Genomic DNA, 18175 nt, shown 5'->3' on the forward strand with positions numbered 1-18175 from the left:
CTGCCTTTCTCCTGTTTAAAACCACACAATCAGGAATGGTTGAATGAGAGCCGGGGAAGCGGCTGCTGCACCGCTAGAAAGAAAATTAATCCGGCTGCACTAATACTTCCTCACCAGCAGGAAGTCTTTCTGAAAGACTATGATTACATGATAAAGATCATTACAAAGATAACATAAAGGCCAAGCATCAGCGAAGCCGCCAGCCACGCTTTTGCCCAGTCCTTCTTTCCACTGCGTTTGGCTGTCCGTTTTGGGCCGGCGGATTTCACAGAATTCTGCTTCTCCATGATTTGGCTCAACAATTCACGGCGCATCTGGTCAGCCGACGCATATTTTCCCAACAGAGCGCTTGTAACAATCTTTTGATAGGGCCCAAGCTGCGGGATCGTTTTGATCACGTGAAGCAACTGCTGTGCAGGATGGGCAGATTTCTCGAACCGGTGGCCCAGCGAAGCATAGATCATGATCATCCCGCATGCAAATAAATCGTAGGCTGGATCGGCTTTACGGGTGCCGAGTCCCCAATAACCGCGGTCATAAAACTCAGTATATTCTCTAATGGATCTTCCCACACGTGTCGCGCCTCCAAAATCAAGGCAGCGGATCTGATGTCCGGGGTCCATAAGCATTAGATTTTCAGGCTTTAGATCACCAAATACGTATCCCAAATTGTGGAGATTTTTCAACTGTCTTAATAACTGTACAAGAAAAACAGCAGTCCAGTCAAACGATTTCTGCAGCAATGCCTCATTCAGTGCTTTGCCTCTAAGATATTCCATGGCGCAGAATGCTATAGTTCTGCCTCCGCCCGACCAATCATCGGTATCATATAAACAAGGTCCCAGCGGCTCACCGCCAAGCCGGCTGAACCGTTTCAGAACATTCATTTCGGATATCAGCGAACCGCGATCTTTCGCCAATTTTACGGCTACAATACCCTGGTCTGTACTTGCCAGATAGACCGTCCCCTGCGCACCGCTTCCGAGCCTCCTGATCAATCGATAAGATTTTCCGTGCCATTTTCCATGCAGAATGGTTCCCGGCAGCAGCCGAAAATCATCTTGGTCCATCGTCATAGGCTTCATCTTCGAAAATCATGTCCCGCTTTGAAAGCAGTTCGAAACTTTTTGCCGCTTCCCTGATCGCCGGCCCTGTCGGTGTCACGCCATGTGTATCAATTTTAGAGAATACCCGGTCAATACTTTCAAGCTGTGGTGTCCAGCCAATCACTTTATGAACCGGTTTTCTTTTCCCGGGAAATAAATAAAGGCAGAACTGATTACTCCCGGTCCTCGCAGATAGGCTCAGCGACAGGTCCGTCAGTGCTTCCCGTACAGTTGGGAGCTTCGTTTTCATGCTCGCACTGGTGTCAACAAGAATGCAGACGTCAAGATCAATCGTCTCGCCCATCTCGTCAATGACTTCCATGACTTTACCCTGTTTTTCAGGAGGCAAATCCTCTACGGTTCCTGTATCCCCGAGTATATCCTGCAGTTCCTGATTGATCACGCCTTTAATTGTTTGCGTCATTGCCTGTTTCGTCACCATCTGCACGGTTTGTGCCAACTGTTTCGTCTGCACAATTTGGCTGATACCGCCGCCGGCACGGGCAATCTCTTCCACTTCGCGGAGTCCCCTGCTGTCTTCGGAATCGAAATGATCAAGAACACCAATCACGTTGACTGCGATGCCCTGTTCCCTGGCCAGCGCCGCCATTGCCGCCGGATCTTCTCCCTGATTGGAGCAGCCGTCAGTGATTAATAGAATCTGTTTTAAGTTTCCTTTTTTCATGATTTAAGCACCCCTTCCTGAATCTAGCATCATCTTAGACAGGAAAGGCTTTTTCTATACAGGCTCAGCTAACGTTTCTCATGTCTGGCCAACCCGCTCCTTCCTTAAAACTGTCGTTTCTTTTTCAGCACCCGGGGAAATCGAGGACCATTTTGGAATATGGTGGCTAATCCGTGCCGCAATAACCGTCATATCGTCATTAATTTGACCATCCGCCATTCGGATCACTTCTTCAAGAAGTAAATCAGCAATTGCTTGAGGATTATCTGTCTGCAGTTCTCTAATCTTTCTTTTAACCCATGCTTCTTTATTTTCAATCTGTTTCTGCGCATCAAAAATACCGTCACTCATCATGATCAGTAAATCCCCCGATTTCAGTTGCTCGGTCCGGACATCGACATCGAACTCTTCAATCATTCCGATCGGCAGATTTCCCGCGTCAAGCATGAAGACGTGACTGCCACGCTTAACAAAGCTGGGATTAGATCCAATCTTCAAAAATTTTGATTTCGCATTCTGCAAATCAATCAATGCCAGATCCAGAGTTGCAAAAATCTCTTCTGTCGAGCGCAGCGACAAAATAGAATTAATAGATTTAATGGCCAGGGTTTCATGAATGCCAGACTTTAACACTTTTGCCAGAAGCTGAAGTGTCTCTTTGCTCTCGGCATCTGCACGTTCTCCATTGCCCATTCCGTCACTGATTGCCAGCGCATACTTCCCAGAACCGATATCAAAAAGTGCAAAGTTGTCCCCTGATACAAAACCACCCCCTCGCGCTGCTGTTGCGGCACCGGTTTCTATGTCATACGCTTTAGCAGAAGCAAAAGCCGCACGGCACGGCCCTCCAGAAAACTCGGAGCTGCTCCTCTTCTCAACGACTATTCCCTCCCCTAAAATTCCCGATAACATGGGCGCAATCACTTTTTCACACGCTTGATAATCATCCTGCGGCAACAGCATCTCAATGTCCACTGCTCCGGACTCAAGACTGTATATCTCTACACTTTCCACCAGCAGCCCGGCCCCGTTCAGTTTCGCAAGAATGATTTCTTCCTGCCAGTCATGAAGTCCGCGTTCACGCTTCATCTCGCCTGCAAAATCGCGCATAACCTGGGAAACACCATGCAGCTGATCGGCGACCAGCCTGCGGCTCTCCTTGACTTGCCTCATCATCCGCTTCCTCACTTCCTCCAGCCCCTGCTCCCGTGAAATCAAATCCATTGTCTTTTCTGATCGGGCACAGTGATCCCGCCATTCGCGGTGGAGCCTGGCATTCTCCCCTTTTCGCCCGGCACGGGATTCATCCCTGAGCTGCAGCATCAGCTGCCGTGTCTGTGCAGCATTCTTTACCCAACAGTATTCTTTCTTGAAACAATTTCTGCAGGACTTTGCCGTCACTTTGCTCAAAAAAACTTCTTCTTCCCCCGGAACTTCTTCGGCAGGCGGTGAAAAACTTTTAGCCAGCATCTGAAACAGGCTTGAAAATTGTTCAACACGGCTTACCGTTGCATCTCTTAATTTTCGGATATATTGCTGCTGCTCTTTCTGATACTCCCGTGTTCCGGGAATATAAAAAGAAAGCCGTTGGATCAGTTCCTTCGGTGTTGCCAGAAAGAGAAGCACAGCAGTCAGTGAATCAATCACTTCTCCACTCAGGTTACTGTAACCGCCTCCATACAGGCCAATCAGAAGTGTGGCAATGATTAGCCCTGCTGCTGTCCCCATTTTCCCTGCTTCTTTCATCAGGCCCCCCAGCACACCCGAAAAAGCAAGAAGGCTCATCTGATAGAGGCTGGTCACACTCGCCATACCGACAACCAGCCCGATTACAACACCGACGGTCGAACCGATAGCTGCCCCACCCGCCGATGCGAAAAGCAGAACAGCGTACCGCGCCAGGACATGATCGACCGATATGCCCAAAGTCGTCCAGCCGATTGTTCCCGCTAGAATTGAAGAGAGCAGAATAACAAAACAAATCATCTCCTCATTTTTGTAGAGCTTGCGGCTAACCCTTGCTGATAAAAGAGGCACACTCTGCATGAAAATCAACATCACCAGAAATGCGAGGGAAGATTCTGCGGCAGCTGTCAGAGCATCCGACCAGACAAGGTCCAGTGTGAAAACCGCCTGATACAACAGCCGGACAAAAAAACCAATAAGGAGGACAAGAACAGGGAGCCATCTGCCCTCTTTATTTTTCATCAAAGTCTGCATCATTTTCCAGGCAACAAGAAAAGCAAGGAGTGCAAGTACAGCATAAAAAGCCTGTCCGACCGATACAGTGAGCGCTCCGGCTATTGGAGCAGCTGAAACTCTCCATTTTTTCCTTCGGTTCAGCCAGAAGATCGTTGCAAAAAAAGGCAGGATAAAGGGAGTCAGGGTGGAAAGGATCACTGCTCGTCCGAGTAAAAAGCCTGCGATCAGAAAGAAAAATTCCGTACGGCAAAAAAATTTCAAGACCGCGGTGCGCAGTGCCCTGATTATTCTGTGGTTTCCTTGGACAGGCTGTCTCCCGGCTTCCATCGAGCCTGACACTCTTTCTCCAAAACTGAATGATCTTTGAATCATGCCTCTCGCCACCCTCAGCTTAATATTGTATGATCCATTAAAGCACATCAGTCAATCATAATTTGTCATAAAAGCAACGCCCGCAGCAAAAAAACTTCGACGTGATTCTTCCGTGTTAGCCATGTTGAATGCCGATGCGCCGGACCCGTCGCGTTTTCTCACGCCAATCATCCCATACTCATGCGGAAAGCGGGCGAATCATCCCTAACGTGCAAAAATAAAGGCACTCAGAATATTGTTCTGAGTGCCTGATGACGCGTTATATTATACGATCGGCCGAATAACCGCTTTACCCTCGGCGTGCACCGCGGCCGCCCCGTTTGGATTCAGTCTGGCGCTTAATAGTCGAAAGCCGGTCTTCACTTTCTTTTAGATAGCGGGAGATTTTGTCCTCAAAGCTGGGCGCATGTGTAAACCGTTTTCCACCATTTTTCGGGGCCCGCGACGTACTTCTAGGCCTTTCGGGTTTATCAACAGCTTTGCGGATCGACAGACCAATCTTTCCGTCAGGTGCAACCTGCAGCACTTTCACTGTGACTTCATCACCGATTGACAGAACATCGTGAATGTCTTTAACATACCGATCCGCAACCTCACTGATATGAACCAGCCCGGTCTTGCCATCGGGCAAATCAACGAAGGCTCCAAAGTTTGTAATCCCCGAAACTTTACCCTTCAGCTTGCTGCCTGCTTCAATTGACATAAAAAAAAGCTTCCTCCTAAAATGGTATCCCTCATTATTGTATTATACATAGTAAAAAAAGAGCCTGTCAATGTCCGCTATGGCTCGGTTTTGAAAAAATAATTTCGCCTTTTTTAGATAACAAATAATCCTGGTGTGCAATTTCGCCAATATAGTTCTTGTTGTGTAAGAGGTTGATGCGTTTTTTAAGCTGTGCGATGTTTTGTTCTGAGACGCTGACCTGTTTCTCCAGCGCGGCTTTCTGCTCCAGTGTACGATTTAGCTGGTGGCTCTGTGAGGCAAGAGATGACAGCATAAATGAACCTGCTGCAGCAACAATAATCGCAAAAGCGATCAGGCGCCGGATGAGACCCTTTCGATGCTTTCTCACCCTTTTTTCTGCAATCTCCTGCGACCGGAAATAATCTGTCTGAAGATGCATTACTCGCTGCGATTCTGCCTGGTTCATTCCCATCCCCCTATCTACGCCTCGTAATCACCGCCACCCATTTCATGATCTTCCGGCGGATTCCAATCATCTTTTTTTCCATGCTGGCCAACCATTTCCCCGGCAGAAGCAATCGAGCAATCCCCCGAAGAACTTTAAACGGCAAGAGCAACAGAAACAATAAGATTTTCAGAATAGCGTTTACTGTCATTCTACACAATCTATAGACGAGCTTCAATAGAAAATAAAGAGGATAGAGCAATAAAATATAGACAGACTTTATAATAAAACGTCCTAATCGGACAACGACTGCCAAAATACTGTCGAAGAAGTACAGAAACGGTCTTTCCAGAATCCATTTATAAAAAGAAAACCCAAGAGCGACACCCAGAAACAAATAAAAACGCAGCACACCCTCATTTGCAGGCAAGAGTAGGGCAAACAGCAGCAATGCCTGAATGATCCAGAAAAGAGGATCGGTCGCCAGCAGAATCCAGCGCTTTTTTCCACGCGGATGAACAAAATGCTGATAAATCGAAAAAGAAGCGCCTATCCATACACCCATCAGAACCATCAGGCCAAGGGATCCGAATTGTTCATTCAGCGTCATCGAAACAGTTTTCCGAAAAAGCCCTTATTTGACTCTGCGGCCGGCTCATCCAGATAGCTGATTTCGAGTATTTTCCCTTCGATTGCCACCATACCCTGCTCAACATTCAAATTCTGCATTTTTAACGCCGTACCTTTAACCGCGAGAAAACCCATCACCGTCTCCAGCAGGAATTCTTCGTGGTCAAAGCTTTCTACATGCTTGACGCCTGTTATTTCAATCGTTTTCCTGTTTTTTACCACAATATCATGATTTTGCAGCGGCTTGTCTTTATTGGGTGCCTGAGATGGATAGAATTGATTCATTGGACTCCCTCCTCTTTTCCATACCGTATGAGGAAGCTGTCCAGTTTAGAACCCAAGTCAGGCCCTGCCCGAAAAAGCTGTTACCCTTTATTATCTGCCTGCTGTTCACTGATTAATTCGTACAGAGAGTCAGCTTCTTCTTTTTTTACCGATTCTTTCAGAAGTGTAACCTTCACTTTTGTCTGCTTCTGACCGAAGTGAAGAGTCAGCATGTCACCTGCACTGACATTGGAGCTTGCCTTACCTGGCTGGCCGTTTATATCGACACGACCCTGGTCCGCCAGTTCCTTGGCAACCGTGCGCCTTTTGATCAGGCGAGAAACTTTCAAAAATTTATCAAGCCTCATTTTTTTACAGCATCCTTCAGTTTATTCCCCGCCCTGAATCCCGGAACTTTTGTTGCCGGTATGGTAATTGCTTCGCCTGTCTGCGGATTGCGCCCGGTGCGGCTGGCTCTTTCCCTGACTTCAAAAGTTCCGAATCCAACAAATTGAACCTTCTCGTTTTTGTTTAATGCAGAAATGATTTCCTCCAGTGTTTCATTAACGATTTTTTCCGTTTCTTTCTTAGATACCCCGGTTTGTTCTGATACTTTCTGAATCAGTTCGTATTTGTTCATGCTTTATTCCTCCGTTTATATTACAGATATCTGCCCGATTCAGACATCTGCCTGTTTTTTTCTTCACTCTAGCATAACACAAGCCACGATCACAGTTCATCTTACCCGCATCCGTGCAATGGACTTTCTCCCCCCTCGTTTTTTTTTGAGGACTTTCAGAAGGCAGAGACCCAGCCGGTCGCCAATCATTGGATAGCGGTGTAGCTCTGCCGGGCTGAAATAACATAAAGCCGGCAGCAAAGTGTTGATAGGAGACCCGATACACCATTCAACTTTTTTGAAGAACAGTGCTGCGCCTGTCAGATCAGGCAGCTCTCTTCTTTTGTTTCCAGTACCAATGCCCTCCACCTTTGCCCTGAATTCTAAAATGGATTATACCATAAGTTATCTATTTTGATGGAATATGAAAAGAGTTTTATTTTTGTCCACAGGGACAGTAAAAAAAGAGGCCATATCCTGCCTCTTTTCAGATTTTTTCATTTACATTTCAAAATTGTGCCCAATGACGCTTTTTCTCAATGTTCCATCTGCCGTCCCAGAAATCCGGCTGCGGTCTCCGACAATTTTACTTCCACATCGCCAAGCGACCCCTGATCCTTATCAACCAAAATCACCGTGCCGATGGGATCACCGCCCGCAATAATCGGGGCGATAACATATGGGCCCACAGCCGTATTCTGTCCTTCAACCAGCGGTTCATTTTTGCCCTGCTCAATTGTGGTCTGGCGGAATTCCATTGCCCTTTCCGGTGCTGCAAGAATACGCTTATCAAGAAAATCCTTTTTGGGTCCGCCGGCGAGTGCGATCACTGCGTCACGGTCGCTGATGATCGCCAGTTTGCCCGAATTGTCTGCCAGTGATTCGGCATACTCTTTTGCGAAATCACCGAGTTCGCTCATCGGTGAGTATTTTTTCAAAATGACTTCCCCATCATGGTCAACAAAAATCTCCAGGGGATCTCCTTCCCGGATGCGCAGCGTACGGCGTATTTCTTTCGGGATCACAACACGCCCAAGATCATCAATTCGGCGGACAATACCAGTTGCTTTCATATTAAGGATATCCTCACTTTCCATTGTGGAGGCTATTCAGATCTTTGATGATCGGCAACGGTTGCTTGCCCAGCTTTATACCCGCGCCTGATCTGAACGCCCGTTCATGATCATCTATTCCTTGAAATTATTATCTGCGCACCCGGCCAATCTATGCATGTTCCGCCAAAATTAACCGGCTTTTTCCGGTGTCTTTTGCATTTTAATGATCTCTTTCAGCAGATCCAGTGCTGCATCAAGCACTTGGCTGTTCATCGCACTTTCTTTTATGGTGAGTTTCATCTTCGTATTGGCAGAACCGAGGCCGATCCCAGGCCCCATCCGGCTGATTGACTTGAAAAGCAATTCCCGATCCAGTGATTTCCAGCCTTTTTCCGAGAATACGACGCTCAGTCCGCCATTTGTCTGCTTGATGTCTTCAATCATCAGTTGGTCCGCAATCACACGCAGCAAAGCTGCTTTGAGCAGGTCAGCCACTTCCTGCGGATAATCTCCGTACCGGTCAATCATCTCGTCTTCAATATCCTGAATAGACTGCATGCTGTCCGCTGCCTTAAACCGCTTGTACATATCAATCTTCTGAATCGAATCCTTAATGTAGCTGTCGGGGATATAAGCATCGGCGTCAATTTCAATGGATGCACTGACTGGTCTTTCGGCGGGCTTCTGAATGCCCTTCCGTTCATCGACCGCATCTTTAAGCATCTGCGAGTACAGATCGAAACCTACAGAGTCAATAAATCCATGCTGCTGGGCGCCAAGCAGGTTGCCAGCACCTCTGATCGACAAATCCCGCATCGCTATCTTGAATCCGGAACCGAGTTCCGTGAACTCCTTAATGGCCTGCAGGCGTTTCTCGGCAACTTCGTTCATCACCTTGTCCCGTTGATACGTAAAGTAAGCATAAGCGACACGGTTCGAGCGACCGACCCGTCCGCGTAATTGGTAAAGCTGCGCCAGACCCATTCTGTCCGCATCATAAACAATCAATGTATTGACGTTCGGAATATCAACCCCGGCCTCAATAATCGTCGTGCTGACCAACACGTCGTCCGTGCCGTCGAGAAAATCGATCATTGCCGATTCCAGCTCAGATTCCTTCATCTGGCCATGTGCAAAAGTCACCGCAGCATCCGGAACAAGAGAAGAGATCAGCTCCGTCATTCTTTGAATCGTTTCAACACGATTGTAAAGAAAATAGATCTGCCCACCGCGTGCCATTTCCCTCTCGATAGCTTCCCGGACGAGCATTTCATTGTATTCTGTCACATAAGTCTGGACAGGGAATCGATTTTCCGGCGGTGTTTCAATAATCGACAGATCCCGGACGCCCAGCATCGACATGTGAAGTGTCCTAGGAATAGGTGTCGCCGTCAGTGTCAGGACATCAATATTCGCTTTCAGCCGTTTAATTTTTTCCTTATGGGTCACACCGAAACGCTGTTCTTCATCGACAATCAGCAGCCCCAAGTCCTTAAACTTCACATCTTTTGAGAGCAGACGGTGCGTTCCGATTACCATATCAACTGTTCCGGTTTTCAGACCTTTAAGCGTATCCAGTTGCTCTTTTCGTGAGCGGAAACGGCTCAGAACTCCAATCGATACAGGGAATTCTTCGAAGCGTTCGCGTGACGTTTCATAGTGCTGCTGAGCAAGAATCGTGGTCGGGACAAGAAAAGCTACCTGTTTCCCATCGGCTATCGCCTTGAATGCGGCCCTCAGTGCCACTTCGGTTTTCCCGTAGCCAACGTCTCCGCAAAGCAGCCGATCCATCGGTTTCTCTTTTTCCATATCTTTTTTTATCTCATCTATGGCTTGGAGCTGATCCGCTGTTTCCTGATACGGAAAAGCCGCCTCAAACTCGTGCTGCGCCGGGCCGTCTTTTGTAAAGGCATGCCCCTTGCTGGCTTCACGCTGCGCGTACAGTTTGATCAGGTCGTCGGCAATGTCCTGTATTGACGATTTTGCTTTGTTCTTGACCTTTTTCCATTCACTGCCGCCCAAAGCATAGACTTTTGGTTCTTTACCTTCGGAACTGACGTATTTCTGAACCTGATCAATATGCTCAACGGGTACAAAGAGTTTGTCGTTTCCTTTGTAGATAATTTGCAGATAATCTTTGTGCGTGCCGTTAACCTCAAGCGTTTCAACACCCGCGTAGCGGCCGATTCCGTGGTCGACATGCACTACATAGTCGCCGACTTTTAGTTCGTTATAATTTTTCAAGCGTTCCGCATTGGATATTTTTCTTCCTCTGCGTTGTGTTTTCGGCGCTTTTTTCGTAAAAACCTCTTTCTCGGTAATGACAGCAAGCTTCTGAAGAGGTAATTCGAAACCGTTTTCCAATCCCCCTGCGACAATCTGGATACGGCCGAATGCCGGCAATGCATCCGCTTCCGCAGATTCAGCTTTGATTCCATAATCCTCAAGTACCCGTGTCAGTCGTTTTGCCCGCTCCTGATCAGAAGCCAGAAAAACAACGGCAAATTCACTTTTCAACCATCGGTCGGTTTCGGTTTTCAGCAAATTAATCTGCCCGTGAAAATTCTGCATGGAACGACAGGTAAAATTGATGACGTTCTGCGGCTGAAACTGCCCGTGATAGCGCAAAAACAAGGAAAGAAGAAGCAGCGGCCGGTGCAGATGTTCAGCCAGTGCCGACCCGTCCATGGTCAGCGGTACGCCCCCGACCATTTCTCCTTTCTGCAGCATTTCCACCAGCCATTCGGCTTCCTCACGATCCAGCTGCTGTGTCATTTCCTGTATCCTGCTGATCTCATCCAAAATGATCAGTGCGTTCTGAGGCAAATAATCGGAAATCGTTGTCGCTTTATTATAAAAAAGAGCTGTATATTTGGCCATATTCTGAAAAGACTGATGCTGCTTCAGCGCTTCAATGTCTGCTCCGGTCCGGTCATTCAGCAGATTCCTGACCTCAGGATCACCAGTCCTTGATAGCGCTTTAATCAGAGCAGCTTCAAGTGCAGTTGCTGCACGATCAAATCCTTCATCATAAAGGAGAAGTTCGCGGGCAGGGCCAATAACAGGCGCCACATTCAGCATGTCCAGTGATCGCTGTGTTTCACTGTCAAAGAACCGAATTGAATCCACTTCATCATCAAAGAGTTCAATTCTAAGCGGATGTTCCTCCGTCAACGGAAATATGTCCACAATGCCGCCTCTAATGCTGAACTGGCCGGGCCCGGTAACCATTGATTCCCGCTCATAACCCAGCGCAGAAAGTTTTGTGGCCAACTGATCAAGATCAACCTGTGCCCCATTCTTCAGGCGGATCAAACTGGCCTTCCACAAATACGGAGGTGCAAGCAAACGTTTCAATCCGGCTACCGGAATGACAATCAGGCTTTTCTTTTCCTCCGCCAAATGATTCAGCACGTCAATGCGCTGGGCTAGCAATTCCGGACTGGCAACGGCCATTTCTGATGCGATCAGATCATTCGTCGGGTACAGAAAAAGCTCCTCCGGGTCCACCAGCCCCGACAAATCATTATATAGTTTCTGCCCCTGATAAAGATTATGTGTTACAGCAATGAGTGTTCCCGGCCGCTCGCGATACATCGCGGCAATCCAGAGTGACTTTGCGCTTCCGGACAGCCCCGACACGAGTTGCTGATCCATACCGCTTTCGTACCCGTCGAGAACGGTTCTAATTTCATTGATCTTCCGTTCATAAAAGGTGCTCAGGCCAAACATTGGCAGTCCTCGCTTTCATTAAACCGAAAAACGCTTTGGCACGCTGCCAAAGCTTCTGCATTATTTCTGTTTTGATTATTTCCATGCAAAGTTTCACTTATTCGCATTATATTCGCTCATCACTTTCGGAAAAGGTATAGTCAGCCAGGCGGCCGCCGCTTCAGAAGCACGTTCAACCGCTTCTGTAATTGGCGCTTTTTCCTCTTCTGTAAAACCATTCAGCACATAATTAACGACCGCCTGTCGGGATCTTTCCGGATGACCGACACCTACCCTAATTCTTGCGAATTCCTGAGTGTGGAGATGCTGGATCAATGACTTTACGCCATTGTGACCTCCTGAGCCACCTTTCTGCCTCAAGCGGATTTTTCCTACTGGCAAATCCATATCATCATGAACAGCAATAAGATCTTCGGCAGTCAGTTTGTAGAAGCGAGTCAGTGGCCCAACAGCCTCTCCTGAAGCATTCATATAAGTGAGCGGCTTAACCAGTAACACTTCTTCTCCGTCGATAGTCCCTTTGCCGAACAGAGCATTGAACTTGCTGCGAGTCAGGCTGATACGATATTTAGCGGACAGTTCATCGATCACTTCAAATCCTATGTTATGCCTCGTATGCGCATATTCAGAACCAGGATTGCCCAGCCCGATAATGATTTTCACAATTTTCCCTCACTTTCCCCCGGGTAGTCGTAGAGAGCCCGGGGATCGGCAGAAATTCAGGCGCAGCCATCAGCGACCCGCTCTGCCGTTTTATGCCAGCCGTGCGCTATCCCATGGTATGAAAAAAGACGTAACTCAAATCGTTACGCCTCGTTTCATTTTGTGACGGAACCGCCTTATTCAGCAGGCGTTTTTTCAGTTGACGAAGTTTCAGTACTTGTTGCCGGAGCTGCTTCAGTTTCTTCAGTATTTTTGCCACTGTAGGATACAGATACAACAACGTCTTCAGGTTCGCCAAGAATCTTGTACCCGGATTCGGGAGCAATATCGCTAATTCTGACATTGTCGCCAACTGTCATTTTAGAAACATCGACTTCAATAGCGTTCGGCAAATCTTTTGGCAACGCGCGCACCGTCAGTTCAGACAGTTGGTGGTTAACGACAATTTCGCCAACTTCAACAATTTCAGCGCCCTTGATGACGACAGGGACGACAGCATCAATCGTTTCATTTACATTGATTGCCAGAAAATCAATATGCTGAATCGTGCCTTTTAGACTATTGTACTGGAGATCATGAGCCATCACCGTATACTTTTTACCATCAGCAATGTTCAGAGTAATAATTGCATTTCTGCCTTCATTGCGAAACAGTTTGCTGACTTCACCGGCATTTACCGAGATGGACTCGCTTTCCGTTGTCTTGCCATAGACTACTGAAGGAATTTTACCTTCCCGTCTCAATTGCTTTGCGATCGATTTTTTTGAATCATCGCGAATGGCCGCATTTAATGTTGCCATGTATTGCACATCCTTTCAAACCCAATAATTATATTTTTTAAGCAGCCTTGTCCAGCTGAATGGAAACCCGTATCCTGCCAGACAACCACCCTGCATCAGTTAAACAGACGGCTGACCGAAAGTTTCTCATGAATGCGGATGATCGCTTCACCAATGAGCGGGGCAACAGACAGCTGAACAATCTTTTCGATTTTCTTTTCTTCAGGCAGCGAAATAGTGTTGGTAACAACTAGTTCGCTGATTGCAGATGCCTGGATCCGTTCGATGGCAGGTCCTGATAGAACAGGGTGCGTACAGCAAGCATACACCTTTTTTGCGCCGCGCTCAACCAGAGCATTTGCTGCCAGCGAGATTGTTCCAGCGGTATCAATAATATCATCAATGATGATCGCCGTTTTACCCTGAATATCCCCGATAATGTTCATGACTTCCGAAACATTCGGGCGCGGGCGCCGTTTGTCGATAATCGCAATCGGCGCTTTCAGTCGATCAGCCATTTTTCTCGCACGGGTTACGCCGCCGTGATCCGGAGAAACAACGACAACGTCATCGATCTTCTTGCTTAAGAAATATTCGGACAGTGTTGGGACACCCAGCAGCTGATCAACCGGAATATCAAAGAAGCCCTGAATCTGAGGCGCATGGAGATCCAATGTCAAAATTCTTGTAGCACCGGCCGTCTCCAGCAGGTTGGCAACAAGTTTCGCGGTAATCGGTTCCCTGGAGCGGGCTTTGCGGTCCTGTCTCGCATAGCCATAATACGGAATGACAACATTAATTGTTTTCGCGGAAGCTCTCTTCAGCGCATCAATCATAATCAGAAGTTCCATCAGGTGCTGATTGACGGGATCGCAGGTCGACTGAATGACGTAAACCTCACTGCCCCGGATGCTCTCTTCAATGCTGATCTGAATTTCACCGTCACTGAACGAGGAAACAAGACATTTACCGAGTTTAATCCCGATGTGCTCGGCAATTTGTTTGGCGAGATCGGGGTTGGAATTAAGACTGAATACTTTCAAATTAGGATCTAAATAGCTGACCATCCTGATAGTTCCCTCCAGTTAGTTGTTTGTTCTGTAATTCAGCTTCAGCGCATAGTTCTCTTTGTTTGTTTGCCGCGACCGCGCAATCGCCAGCGCATCCGCATTTACAGATTCTGTAATCGTGGATCCGGCAGCAACAAACGCACCGGTCCCGATCGTTACCGGTGCGACAAGATTGGCATTGCACCCGATAAAGGCACCGTCCCCGATGATGGTCGCAAATTTATTTTTTCCATCATAATTCACAGTAATGGTACCGCACCCCATATTAACATCTGCTCCCAGCGTCGCGTCACCAAGATACGTTAAGTGAGACGCTTTGCTTCGCTCGCCGACTTCGGATTTTTTCACTTCGACAAAGTTGCCAATCTTCGCCTGATTGTGAATTCTGGACAGCGGACGGATATGAGCGAACGGCCCGATCTGTACATCATCGCCGATCCAGCTGTCTTCCAGAACCGACTGATCAATCTGAGTATCAGAACCAATGGTGCAGTTCGTAATCTCGGTATGGGGGCCGATGACGCATCCGCTACCGATGTTCGTATCGCCCTTAATGACCGTACCCGGATAAATGATCGTGTCTCCACCAATGGAGCATTCGGCGGACAAGTAAGTGGTTTCCGGATCAATCAGTGTGACACCCTGTTCCATATGTTTCCTGTTGATCCGCATCCGCATATATTTTTCGGCTGCCGCCAGCTGCACGCGATCATTTACCCCGACTGTTTCCTCAAACCGTTCCGTAGGGTAGGCAAGAACCTTCTCAGACGCCTTCACCAGAAGGCCAATGACGTCAGGCAGATAATATTCTCCCTGCGCATTGTTATTGCCCACCTTGCTAAGCAGTTTAAACAGCAAACGATTATTAAAGCTGTAAATTCCGGTATTGATTTCCTTTACCTTTTTCTCTTCATCCGTAGCGTCCTTGTCCTCGACAATTTTCTCCAGGCTTCCGGTAGCGGAACGGATGATCCGGCCGTACCCTGCAGGGTCTTCCAGCCTTGCGGTCAAAACAGCTGCTGCTGCGTGCTCTTTTTCCTGAAAATCAATTAGTTTCTCAACCGTTTCATGAGTGATCAGCGGCGTGTCGCCATAAAGCACGATCGTCGTTCCATCCAAACCGCCCAACTGTTCCGAAGCTTGCAAAACCGCGTGAGCCGTGCCCAGCTGTTCTTTCTGAAGAATGCAATCAGCGTCGTTTCTGACACAAGAACGGACGTCTTCAGCTCCATGGCCTACAATCACAAACACTTTTGAGAAACGTGCCTGCCCGATCTCATCAACCACATGGCGAATCATCGGTTTCCCACAGACTTGGTGCAGCACTTTATATAATTTCGATTTCATTCTGGTTCCCTTGCCGGCAGCCAGAATGACCGCATACCGAGTTGACATGATAGACCCCCATAATGAACCTAAACTCCTTTTTAGACTATAGCTTAAATAACGCCCTTTTTCAAGGAGGATAAGCACGTAGCCGGAGGGCAAAAAGCTGTTGCCGTAGTGCAGAATATACTGAAACGCAATCTGTTCGAAGACTATTCCCGCAGTACATTTTGAATAAAAAAATGGGAACCAAATCAATTGGCTCCCTTCCGAAATGATGCTTGTTTTAGGATGCACCCGCCTGCTCAAAGGACGGATCCTCCGCACATGCCTGCTGATATTCGGCCAGTACCGCAGCCTGTATTTTTTCGCGTGTTCCCGGTGTAATCGGGTGTGCTATATCCCTGAATTCACCATCAGGCGTTCTCTTGCTCGGCATGGCGACAAACAGCCCGTTATTCCCATCAATGACGCGGATATCATGCACAACAAATTCTTTGTCAATTGTTATTGAAGCAATCGCCCTCATTCGGCCATCTGTATGAACCAGCCGCAGCCTGACATCTGTAATTTCCATCATTCAGACACCACCCTTTCATGAAATCCAAAGCCCCTTAATAGAGGTTTCAACATGAAAGGGTGAATTCCTGCAAATAGCAATAGGTATTTCAAATATTTTCAAAGTATTTCCATCGCTCGGATCGTTCATGCCTGCTCTTTCGGCGGTTTCATGTTCCGGACCACTTCCATGACATTGCCATCTTCCATAAACAGCCTGTCTTCCTGCTCAATAATGGATAACTTTAATAACGAGATATAGTGATCCACCAGCTTGGGCTGCTCATCTTTCTTTTCAACAAAAACCGCCATTCCTGCGACAGTCGCGCCAAATTCCTTGGTCAGATTCATCATGCCCTTCATCGTCCCGCCGGCTTTCATAAAATCATCGACGATCAGAACGTGTGCCCTTTCCTTCAGACTTCTTCTGGGCAAAACCATAGTCTGAATCCTTTTCGACGATCCTGAAATATAATTAATGCTGACAGTCGATCCTTCAGTCACCTTGCTGCTCCTGCGAACGACAATGACCGGAACATTGCACTGTGAGGCAACTGCATAAGCCAGTGGAATACCCTTTGTTTCCATAGTCATGATCGTATCAACCTTATCCTCAGCATAAACCGAAGCAATCAGGCGGCCAATCGCATTAACCACATCAGGTCTTCCCAGAATATCCGTCATGTACAAATAACCGCCAGGAAGCAGCCGGTCGGGATTTGTCATTTGTTCTTTCAAATCCCCCAGCAAGATCCGGGCTTCACTGCAGCTCATGCATGGCAGATAGCTGACACCGCCCGCAGCTCCGGCTAATGTCTGAAGTTTGCCGACGCCCTGTGATTCAAAGTTCTCTTTTATAATGGTCAAATCCTCACTGATTGAGGATTTTGCTGATTCATACCGTTCGGAAAAATAAGAAAGCGGGATAATCTGGTGCGGATGTTGCAGCAGAAATCCTGTCATATCTACTAGTCTGCTGCTTCGCCTGAGTTTCATGGTAATCCTCCAAACACGAATAATTTAAAACAATTCTACTCCATTATTCGTATTTAGACAAGAGTGTAAACGGTTTACACAGACGGACGGCATAGACTTGCGAACAATAACCCTTCATGCCGTTCAACAGTCTCTGCATCCGTGATTCGTGTTGTGTCAGCCCGAACACCGTCGGACCGCTTCCACTCATCAGAATCCCTTCCGCCCCAATTTGCCGCATGTGCTCTTTGATTTTTGCAATTTCAGCCACTTTTTTCATTGTTACTGTTTCAAGTGTATTGCCAAGCAGCCGGCAAATGGCAGAAAAATTATTTTCCGCAATCGCCTCAACCATCGCATCCACGTCGGGATGCATCGCCGGCAGCGTATCCCATTCTTTATAAATTTGTCCCGTCGCAACTGAAACATCAGGTTTTACCAGAATGACCCAGCAAGGCGGCAGTTCAGGAAGCAGACTGATTTCTTCGCCCCTGCCCGTCGCAAGCGCCGTCCCTCCTTTAACGCAAAAAGCTACATCCGATCCGATTTCTCTGGCTACTTCAAGCATATCTTCATAGCTCATTCCAAGCTGCCAGAGTCGATTGAGCGCCCGGATAGCCGCGGCCGCATCGCTGCTTCCGCCCGCGAGCCCGGCTGCGACGGGAATGCGCTTCAGTATCGTCATTTCTATGCCTCTGCGCACAGAATACCTCTCTTTGATCAGCTGCGCGGCCTGATAGGCAAAATTCCGGTCATCTTCAGGAACATAGGGGGCAGACGAATGCAGAATAATCCGGTCATCACCCGGAAGGTCGCTGCATTCCAGTCGATCCGCCAGATCAATCGTCGCCATGACCATACGCACTTCATGATAGCCGTCGTTTCGCCTGCCAAGCACATCAAGGGATAAATTTATTTTTGCCGGCGCTTTTTCAAGTACTTTCAAACAATCCCCCCGCTTTATTTTCACTCTCTCCCTATTCATAATAAATGAAACCGTCTATAAGAA

At 47.6% G+C, this 18175-nt stretch carries 18 protein-coding genes; all 18 read right to left on the reverse strand.

Features of this window, described 5'->3' with window-relative positions; translation table 11 throughout:
- Positions 1 to 143 precede the first annotated feature (143 nt).
- Complete coding sequence (locus COP04_RS02125) at positions 144 to 1076, reverse strand: serine/threonine protein kinase (protein WP_100486485.1); 933 nt, start codon at positions 1074 to 1076, stop codon at positions 144 to 146.
- A complete protein-coding gene (locus COP04_RS02130) occupies positions 1057 to 1791 on the reverse strand; it encodes a vWA domain-containing protein (protein ID WP_100486486.1) in 735 nt (244 codons plus the stop codon). The genes COP04_RS02125 and COP04_RS02130 overlap by 20 nt, the downstream gene beginning before the upstream one ends.
- 78 nt (positions 1792 to 1869) lie before the next feature.
- Positions 1870 to 4365 (reverse strand): stage II sporulation protein E, encoded by a 2496-nt coding sequence (spoIIE, locus tag COP04_RS02135; protein WP_239984733.1) that lies wholly within the window; start codon positions 4363 to 4365, stop codon positions 1870 to 1872.
- 289 nt (positions 4366 to 4654) lie between these two features.
- Positions 4655 to 5068 carry a S1 domain-containing RNA-binding protein gene (locus COP04_RS02140; RefSeq protein ID WP_100486488.1) on the reverse strand — a complete coding sequence of 138 codons (414 nt, stop codon included), beginning with the start codon at positions 5066 to 5068 and terminating at the stop codon, positions 4655 to 4657.
- A 67-nt stretch (positions 5069 to 5135) separates the two neighbouring features.
- Positions 5136 to 5516 carry an FtsB family cell division protein gene (locus COP04_RS02145; protein ID WP_100486489.1) on the reverse strand — a complete coding sequence of 127 codons (381 nt, stop codon included), beginning with the start codon at positions 5514 to 5516 and terminating at the stop codon, positions 5136 to 5138.
- Positions 5517 to 5526: 10 nt separating this feature from the next.
- Positions 5527 to 6105, reverse strand: coding sequence for a spore cortex biosynthesis protein YabQ (yabQ, locus tag COP04_RS02150; protein WP_100486490.1), 579 nt, complete (start codon positions 6103 to 6105; stop codon positions 5527 to 5529).
- Entirely contained in the window at positions 6102 to 6410 is a 309-nt protein-coding gene (yabP, locus tag COP04_RS02155; RefSeq protein ID WP_100486491.1) for a sporulation protein YabP, read from the reverse strand. Before yabP ends, yabQ begins: the two co-directional genes overlap by 4 nt.
- A gap of 80 nt (positions 6411 to 6490) precedes the next feature.
- Positions 6491 to 6757: an RNA-binding S4 domain-containing protein gene (locus COP04_RS02160; RefSeq protein ID WP_100486492.1), complete on the reverse strand. Its 267-nt coding sequence runs from the start codon at positions 6755 to 6757 to the stop codon at positions 6491 to 6493.
- The gene (locus COP04_RS02165; RefSeq protein ID WP_100486493.1) at positions 6754 to 7029 is read right to left on the reverse strand and encodes an HU family DNA-binding protein; all 276 of its coding nucleotides are present in this window, start codon (positions 7027 to 7029) and stop codon (positions 6754 to 6756) included. Before COP04_RS02165 ends, COP04_RS02160 begins: the two co-directional genes overlap by 4 nt.
- 515 nt (positions 7030 to 7544) lie before the next feature.
- Complete coding sequence (gene spoVT, locus COP04_RS02175; protein WP_100486495.1) at positions 7545 to 8081, reverse strand: stage V sporulation protein T; 537 nt, start codon at positions 8079 to 8081, stop codon at positions 7545 to 7547.
- Positions 8082 to 8252: 171 nt separating this feature from the next.
- On the reverse strand, positions 8253 to 11795 hold the full coding sequence (gene mfd / locus COP04_RS02180) for a transcription-repair coupling factor (protein ID WP_100486496.1): 3543 nt from the start codon (positions 11793 to 11795) through the stop codon (positions 8253 to 8255).
- A gap of 93 nt (positions 11796 to 11888) precedes the next feature.
- Positions 11889 to 12458, reverse strand: a complete 570-nt coding sequence (pth, locus tag COP04_RS02185; RefSeq protein WP_100486497.1) for an aminoacyl-tRNA hydrolase — start codon at positions 12456 to 12458, stop codon at positions 11889 to 11891.
- A 176-nt stretch (positions 12459 to 12634) separates the two neighbouring features.
- Positions 12635 to 13258 (reverse strand): 50S ribosomal protein L25, encoded by a 624-nt coding sequence (locus tag COP04_RS02190; RefSeq protein WP_100486498.1) that lies wholly within the window; start codon positions 13256 to 13258, stop codon positions 12635 to 12637.
- Positions 13259 to 13353: 95 nt separating this feature from the next.
- Positions 13354 to 14304: a ribose-phosphate diphosphokinase gene (locus tag COP04_RS02195; RefSeq protein ID WP_100486499.1), complete on the reverse strand. Its 951-nt coding sequence runs from the start codon at positions 14302 to 14304 to the stop codon at positions 13354 to 13356.
- 18 nt (positions 14305 to 14322) lie between these two features.
- Positions 14323 to 15702, reverse strand: coding sequence for a bifunctional UDP-N-acetylglucosamine diphosphorylase/glucosamine-1-phosphate N-acetyltransferase GlmU (gene glmU, locus COP04_RS02200; RefSeq protein ID WP_100486500.1), 1380 nt, complete (start codon positions 15700 to 15702; stop codon positions 14323 to 14325).
- A gap of 217 nt (positions 15703 to 15919) precedes the next feature.
- Positions 15920 to 16210, reverse strand: coding sequence for a septation regulator SpoVG (gene spoVG / locus COP04_RS02205; RefSeq protein ID WP_100489483.1), 291 nt, complete (start codon positions 16208 to 16210; stop codon positions 15920 to 15922).
- A gap of 128 nt (positions 16211 to 16338) precedes the next feature.
- The gene (gene purR, locus COP04_RS02210; RefSeq protein WP_100486501.1) at positions 16339 to 17187 is read right to left on the reverse strand and encodes a pur operon repressor; all 849 of its coding nucleotides are present in this window, start codon (positions 17185 to 17187) and stop codon (positions 16339 to 16341) included.
- Positions 17188 to 17230: 43 nt separating this feature from the next.
- Entirely contained in the window at positions 17231 to 18112 is an 882-nt protein-coding gene (gene ispE, locus COP04_RS02215) for a 4-(cytidine 5'-diphospho)-2-C-methyl-D-erythritol kinase (protein WP_193437381.1), read from the reverse strand.
- Positions 18113 to 18175 lie beyond the last annotated feature (63 nt).

Source organism: Sporolactobacillus pectinivorans (genome assembly GCF_002802965.1).
Lineage (GTDB): Bacteria > Bacillota > Bacilli > Bacillales > Sporolactobacillaceae > Sporolactobacillus > Sporolactobacillus pectinivorans.

What these genes read in the sequence shown, in the direction of transcription:
- COP04_RS02125 (WP_100486485.1), bottom strand. Translation starts at nt 1,076, where the DNA reads ATGACGATGGACCAAGATGATTTTCGGCTGCTGCCGGGAACCATTCTG.
- COP04_RS02130 (WP_100486486.1), bottom strand. Translation starts at nt 1,791, where the DNA reads ATGAAAAAAGGAAACTTAAAACAGATTCTATTAATCACTGACGGCTGC.
- spoIIE (WP_239984733.1), bottom strand. Translation starts at nt 4,365, where the DNA reads ATGATTCAAAGATCATTCAGTTTTGGAGAAAGAGTGTCAGGCTCGATG.
- COP04_RS02140 (WP_100486488.1), bottom strand. Translation starts at nt 5,068, where the DNA reads ATGTCAATTGAAGCAGGCAGCAAGCTGAAGGGTAAAGTTTCGGGGATT.
- COP04_RS02145 (WP_100486489.1), bottom strand. Translation starts at nt 5,516, where the DNA reads ATGAACCAGGCAGAATCGCAGCGAGTAATGCATCTTCAGACAGATTAT.
- yabQ (WP_100486490.1), bottom strand. Translation starts at nt 6,105, where the DNA reads ATGACGCTGAATGAACAATTCGGATCCCTTGGCCTGATGGTTCTGATG.
- yabP (WP_100486491.1), bottom strand. Translation starts at nt 6,410, where the DNA reads ATGAATCAATTCTATCCATCTCAGGCACCCAATAAAGACAAGCCGCTG.
- COP04_RS02160 (WP_100486492.1), bottom strand. Translation starts at nt 6,757, where the DNA reads ATGAGGCTTGATAAATTTTTGAAAGTTTCTCGCCTGATCAAAAGGCGC.
- COP04_RS02165 (WP_100486493.1), bottom strand. Translation starts at nt 7,029, where the DNA reads ATGAACAAATACGAACTGATTCAGAAAGTATCAGAACAAACCGGGGTA.
- spoVT (WP_100486495.1), bottom strand. Translation starts at nt 8,081, where the DNA reads ATGAAAGCAACTGGTATTGTCCGCCGAATTGATGATCTTGGGCGTGTT.
- mfd (WP_100486496.1), bottom strand. Translation starts at nt 11,795, where the DNA reads ATGTTTGGCCTGAGCACCTTTTATGAACGGAAGATCAATGAAATTAGA.
- COP04_RS02190 (WP_100486498.1), bottom strand. Translation starts at nt 13,258, where the DNA reads ATGGCAACATTAAATGCGGCCATTCGCGATGATTCAAAAAAATCGATC.
- COP04_RS02195 (WP_100486499.1), bottom strand. Translation starts at nt 14,304, where the DNA reads ATGGTCAGCTATTTAGATCCTAATTTGAAAGTATTCAGTCTTAATTCC.
- glmU (WP_100486500.1), bottom strand. Translation starts at nt 15,702, where the DNA reads ATGTCAACTCGGTATGCGGTCATTCTGGCTGCCGGCAAGGGAACCAGA.
- spoVG (WP_100489483.1), bottom strand. Translation starts at nt 16,210, where the DNA reads ATGGAAATTACAGATGTCAGGCTGCGGCTGGTTCATACAGATGGCCGA.
- purR (WP_100486501.1), bottom strand. Translation starts at nt 17,187, where the DNA reads ATGAAACTCAGGCGAAGCAGCAGACTAGTAGATATGACAGGATTTCTG.